At 60.5% G+C, this 5,555-nt stretch carries 6 protein-coding genes and 1 pseudogene; 6 read left to right on the top strand and 1 reads right to left on the bottom strand.

The genetic code is table 11. The features are described 5' to 3' along the window. Positions 1 to 465, top strand: a 465-nt coding sequence (locus KBT70_RS11485) for a c-type cytochrome (protein ID WP_363270514.1), incomplete at its 5' end; no start/stop codon positions are given. A gap of 201 nt (positions 466 to 666) precedes the next feature. On the opposite strand, the gene KBT70_RS11480 is transcribed toward KBT70_RS11485, so the two are convergent. Continuing rightward, a complete protein-coding gene (locus KBT70_RS11480) occupies positions 667 to 873 on the bottom strand; it encodes a heavy-metal-associated domain-containing protein (RefSeq protein WP_075571761.1) in 207 nt (68 codons plus the stop codon). 137 nt (positions 874 to 1,010) lie between these two features. On the opposite strand from KBT70_RS11480, the gene KBT70_RS11475 reads away from it, so the two are divergent. From KBT70_RS11475 to KBT70_RS11455, 5 genes and pseudogenes are all read left to right on the top strand, one after another. Further along, a complete protein-coding gene (locus tag KBT70_RS11475) occupies positions 1,011 to 3,530 on the top strand; it encodes a heavy metal translocating P-type ATPase (RefSeq protein WP_037275450.1) in 2,520 nt (839 codons plus the stop codon). Positions 3,531 to 3,543: 13 nt separating this feature from the next. Beyond that, the gene (gene cueR / locus KBT70_RS11470; RefSeq protein WP_009820195.1) at positions 3,544 to 3,966 is read left to right on the top strand and encodes a Cu(I)-responsive transcriptional regulator; all 423 of its coding nucleotides are present in this window, start codon (positions 3,544 to 3,546) and stop codon (positions 3,964 to 3,966) included. Positions 3,967 to 3,977: 11 nt separating this feature from the next. Next, complete coding sequence (locus KBT70_RS11465) at positions 3,978 to 4,394, top strand: ion channel (RefSeq protein WP_037275452.1); 417 nt, start codon at positions 3,978 to 3,980, stop codon at positions 4,392 to 4,394. Positions 4,395 to 4,493: 99 nt separating this feature from the next. After that, positions 4,494 to 5,363: a DUF305 domain-containing protein gene (locus KBT70_RS11460; protein ID WP_052115426.1), complete on the top strand. Its 870-nt coding sequence runs from the start codon at positions 4,494 to 4,496 to the stop codon at positions 5,361 to 5,363. 1 nt (position 5,364) lies between these two features. Beyond that, positions 5,365 to 5,555 (top strand): annotated as a pseudogene (locus KBT70_RS11455) (glutaredoxin); the annotation flags it as partial.

Below are 5,555 nucleotides of genomic sequence, written 5' to 3'. Positions count from 1 at the left end.
CTGATGCTGTCGGTGATTTTTCTGGGCGGTGGCGGAGCCGCAGCCTGGCTCATGAGCACGGCCGGTGTGCTGACCGAATCCACGCCGGAAGCCGCCGACATTGCACAGGGTGAAGATCTTTACAGAGAATATTGCGCGGCCTGCCATGGTGCCGATTTGGAAGGACAGCCGGATTGGCGGTCGGCCGGACCAGATGGCGTCCTGCCTGCACCGCCGCATGACGAAACCGGTCATACCTGGCATCATCCCGATGGCGTGCTGTTTGACTTCACCAAGCTGGGCGGCAAGGCCGCTCTTGCCCTCCAAGGGGTCGAGTTCGAAAGCGGCATGCCCGGGTTCGGCGACCAGCTGTCGGACGCCGAAATCTGGAACATCATCGCTTACATCCAATCAACGTGGCCGGAGCGTCAGCGCGCTATTCAAGCCGAACGAAGTGCTGACCAGCGACAGCAGGAAGGCAACTGAACCGCGTCCGAGAAAGGCGCTGAATATCTTGAGGTCGAGGAAAAGTTGGACTGGTTGTCGAGCGAAGGTATGACGCAATCGAGTTACCGCCCATCCAAGGACAATCATTTGGTCGAGTGCGCTTAATCGACTTGGCACGACAGGACGCTGGGTACGTGATCCGGCAAGTTTTGCACCAGTAATTGCAGTCCCAAGGGTTATTCAGGTCGCGGCTGGCGCCGACACATCGTATCCTGCGTTTTTGATCGCTTCCGACACCGCCCTGACGCTGAGAAAACTCTCGACCGAAACGGTATGCGTGCTCAAGTCGCACGAAACGGTCGCAGTTGGGTCAATAGACCTAATCGCCTTGTCAATTGTTGCGGTGCAATGCCCGCAACTCATTCCCGGAACTGTGAAGCTGCTCATATACGTCTCCTTCTCTCTTATCTTCAGGTGGGCGCTTCCAGCGGAGGAAGGTCAAGGGCAAAAAAATATTCTGAAAAGCTTGACCTTCCAGTTGGTGGAAGCCCTAGATATCTTACCCAGAGACGAAGGAGACGCTCATGCCAGTCACACAAGACCTGCGGGTCTCTGTCCAGAACATGTCCTGCGCATCATGTGTCGGTCGGGTCGAGCGCGCGCTCTCGGCGCTGCCCGGGGTCGAAGAAGTCAATGTGAACCTTGCGGCCGAAACTGCGCAGGTCCGAATCGACTCGGAAACCCGGATACCGGAGCTGATCGACGCGCTGGATCGGGCCGGCTATCCCGTCCGGACGCAGACTATTCGCCTGAACGTCTCGTCCATGTCCTGCGCGTCCTGCGTCGGCCGTGTCGATAAGGCGCTGGCGGCAGTGCCTGGCGTTCTGGAGGTCAACGTCAATCTCGCCTCCGAGACCGCAACCGTGACTTATGTCGAGGGCGCGATGAAGATCTCCGATCTAATGAAAGCTGCCACAGACGCCGGCTACCCTGCTGAACCGGCGGACAGTGTCTTGCCCGAGGAGCACAGCGCCCGCAAGGCAGGCGAAGCGCGCGATCTGGCCCGTAAGACCGCCTTCGCTGCGACATTGGCGCTGCCGGTTTTCCTGCTCGAGATGGGTGCACACCTAGTGCCGGGGATGCACGAGATGATCGGCCGCACCATCGGTCACCAGACAAGTTGGATGATCCAGTTCGCACTGACGACAGTTGTGCTGTTCTGGCCCGGACGCCACTTTTACGCCAAGGGCTTCCCCGCGCTTCTGAAGGGCGCGCCCGACATGAACAGCCTCGTCGCCGTTGGCACCGGCGCAGCCTATCTCTATTCTCTTACCGCGCTCTTTGCGCCTGCGCTGCTGCCCGTGGCGTCCCGTGCCGTTTACTTCGAGGCAGCGGCAGTCATCGTCGTGCTGATCCTTCTGGGCCGCTGGATGGAGGCGCGCGCCAAGGGCCGCACCGGTGCCGCGATCCAGAAGCTTCTTGGCCTTCAGGCCCGCACTGCGCGAGTTCTAGTGGACGGGGAGCCGCAGGACGTCGCCATCGAACGGATCGGCACCGGCGACATCCTCGTTGTGCGTCCCGGCGAACGCATTGCGGTGGATGGGGACGTCACGCAAGGCAGCGCCCATGTCGACGAGAGCATGATCACCGGAGAGCCGGTTCCCGTCTCCAAGTCCGAGGGCGATCCGGTCACCGGCGGCACCGTCAACGGCACCGGCAGCTTCCAGTTCCGCGCCACACGTGTCGGCGCCGACACGACGCTCGCGCAAATCATTCGCATGGTGGAGCAGGCGCAAGGCGCCAAGTTGCCGATCCAGGGCCTGGTGGACCGGATCACGCTGTGGTTCGTGCCGGCGGTCATGGCACTGGCCGCGTTGACCGTTCTGGTCTGGCTGCTGGTCGGCCCCTCGCCCTCCCTGTCCTACGCGCTTGTGGCCGGGGTCTCGGTTCTCATCATAGCCTGCCCCTGCGCCATGGGACTGGCCACGCCGACCTCGATCATGGTCGGTACTGGGCGCGCAGCCGAGATGGGTGTGCTTTTCCGCAAGGGCGACGCGCTGCAACGACTGACGTCGGTGAATGTTATCGCGCTCGACAAAACCGGCACCGTCACCCAAGGGCGCCCCGAACTGACCGATATGGTCCTGGCCGACGGGGTCGACCGGGCCGACATCCTGGCACTGGTGGCGGCGGTCGAGACGCAGTCCGAGCATCCCATCGCCGAAGCCATCGTGCGCGCGGCCCAGGCCGAGAACGCGGCACGTCACGACGTCGAGAGCTTCGAATCCATCACGGGCTACGGCGTTCGGGCCAAGGTTGCCGGCCACGAGGTGCTTGTCGGTGCAGATCGCCTGATGGTCCGCGAAGGACTGAGCATCGGGTCGCTGGTCGAGGCGGAGGGCCGCTTGGCCGTGCTGGGCCGCACGGCATTGTTTGCCGCGGTGGATGGCAGGGTTGCAGCGGTCCTCGGCGTGTCCGATCCGGTCAAACCCGCCAGCGCGGCCGCCATTGGCGCGCTGCACCGCCTTGGGCTGGAGGTCGCTATGATCACCGGCGACAAGCGCGAGACAGCCGATGCCATCGCACGCGAAACCGGCATCGACCACGTGATCGCCGGCGTTCTGCCCGATGGCAAGGTGGCCGCACTAAACGAGCTTCGCCAAGGGGGCCGACGGATCGCCTTCGTCGGCGACGGCATTAACGACGCCCCCGCGCTGGCACATGCGGATGTCGGTATCGCCATCGGCACGGGAACCGATGTGGCCATCGAATCCGCCGATGTGGTGCTGATGTCGGGCGATCTACGCGGCGTGGTCAACGCCTTTGAAGTATCAGGCCGCACGATGCGCAACATCCGTCAGAACCTGTTCTGGGCGTTCGGCTACAACGTCGCGCTGATCCCGGTGGCTGCGGGTGTGCTCTACCCCACGTTCGGCTTGTTGCTCTCGCCAGTCCTGGCTGCCGGAGCCATGGCACTGAGTTCGGTCTTCGTGCTGACCAACGCCCTTCGGCTACGCAGGGTCCGTCCCATCATGGAAGAAGCCAGAGCGCGCGGTGGTGAAGAGGCCACTTTACTATCCCCTAACCCTGTCGCCGCTGAATAAGGAGAACCTGATCATGAATATTGGAGATGTCGCCGCCCTTTCTGGCCTCCCAGCCAAGACGATCCGATACTACGAGGATGTCGGGCTTGTGAAGCCTCTTCGCAGCACGAACGGCTATCGCACATTCCGTGAAAGCGATGCGCACAAGCTCGCGTTTCTCGGCCGTTCCCGGGCGCTCGGCTTCAGCATTGAAGACTGCCGCAACCTTATTGCTCTGTACGAGGACGAAAAACGCGCCAGCGCCGAAGTCAAGGATATCGCCGAGCAGCATCTTGAACGGATCGACGACAAGATTGCGGAGCTGAAGGAAATGCGCGCGACGCTAGCACATCTAGTGGACGCCTGTGCCGGGGATCACCGCCCGGATTGCCCAATCCTCGCCGATTTGGCAACGAAACACCGCGGCGAAGAGCAACTCAAGAATACTGCGTTGTAGGGTGCGAGCGTTTGGCTTGGGCGATCCTCTTTGCGATTGTGCTCTTCGGTTTGAGCGGACTTGTGCATGTCCGTGCGATGAGTTTCGTCATGACGGCCACCAAACGCACTCCATTCACACAATTAAGCCGCCTCTTATTTGCCCTCTATACACTCGCGACCGCCCACATAGGTGAAGCCGGGCTTTACGCACTGGGTTTCAGTTTCGGCGAGTTCTTAGGTATTGGCGGTTTCGCTCAAGACAACGTCGATTCATTCATGGATGTTTTCTACTTTTCCATCGTCAATTACTCCTCTCTGGGGCTTGGCGATATTTATCCCACGGGTCATTTGCGCTTTCTTGCCGGCATCGAGGCCCTGAATGGCTTTCTCCTCATCAGCTGCTCGGCCTCTACAATCTTCCTCGTGGTCACGAGAAAGATGGATTAGGAGCGCCACAAAACCTCATCCCAAAAGAGTTGGAACCCTCCATCGCTGGAAGGTTGTTGATGTTCTGAACGGGGATGGAACAAGCGAAAGGAGCACGTCATGTCATATTGGAGATTTACCGCCATGATCGCGACCTCGACGGTCGTGATGTTCGGGCTGATGTATCTCAACACCTATCTTCTGACCCATGTTTTCTGGTCCGAAACCCGAGCCTATATGGCGCTGTTGATGGGTGCGACGATGGCGATCATCATGTTGGCGTTCATGCTTTCAATGTATTCGAGCAAGACCGTAAATGCCGCTATTTTCAGCGGTGCCGTCGTCGTGTTCGCCGCCTCGCTCTGGCTCGTACGAAGCCAGGTCACGGTGGGCGATACCAGCTACATGCGCGCGATGATCCCACACCATTCGATCGCGATCATGACATCGAGCCGCGCCGATATCTCGGATCCGCGCGTGCGCAAGCTCGCGGACGAGATCATCTATGCGCAAGATAAGGAAATCGCGGAGATGCGCTATCTGATCAACGATATCGATGCATCCGGCGACACATCCGAGACTGCAAGTGTCGAGAGCCCCCGTATTGTGAGCTTGGATCAAGCCCTGTCAACAGCAAACGTCGCAGTGCTCGACCCCGGCTTCCTGACGAAGGAGGATATCGCGCAGCTTCTGCCGAATGGCGCGGCGTGCACATTCAACTATACAACCGGCAGTCCGGCCTCACTGGCATTGGGTGAGATCGATGGCGCAGCCGTCGGGCTCGTCAAGCTGAGCGGCGATCTCGTCCGGGTCGAACAGAATGCAGCCGGCGAATTGGGCACAGAAGGCCTGTCGATCCGCCTTGGCGTTCCCCAAGACGGTGCTGCGCTCGAAACCGCAGGTACCGAACCGGTCGATGCGACTCTGACGATCGAGCTCGATGCCGGTCTGACCGCCGGATTCCGGGGATTCTACAGTTGCGGGGCATGACATGAAGCACCATTCAAGCACACAAGCGCAGTCGGCGACGCTGTACCGCATGGTCATGCCGGGCCACCTCTGCCCCTACGGTCTGAAGTCCAAAGACTTGCTGGAGAGGCAAGGGTATGAGGTTGAGGACCACCATCTGACCACGCGTGAGGAAACCGACGCGTTCATGGAAGAGCACGGCGTCGAAACCAC

The sequence above is a fragment of the Roseovarius sp. genome, assembly GCF_018066915.1.
Classification (GTDB): domain Bacteria; phylum Pseudomonadota; class Alphaproteobacteria; order Rhodobacterales; family Rhodobacteraceae; genus Roseovarius.
The sequence above is the reverse complement of the archived record's forward strand: the minus strand, read 5'-3'. Positions and strand labels throughout refer to the sequence as shown.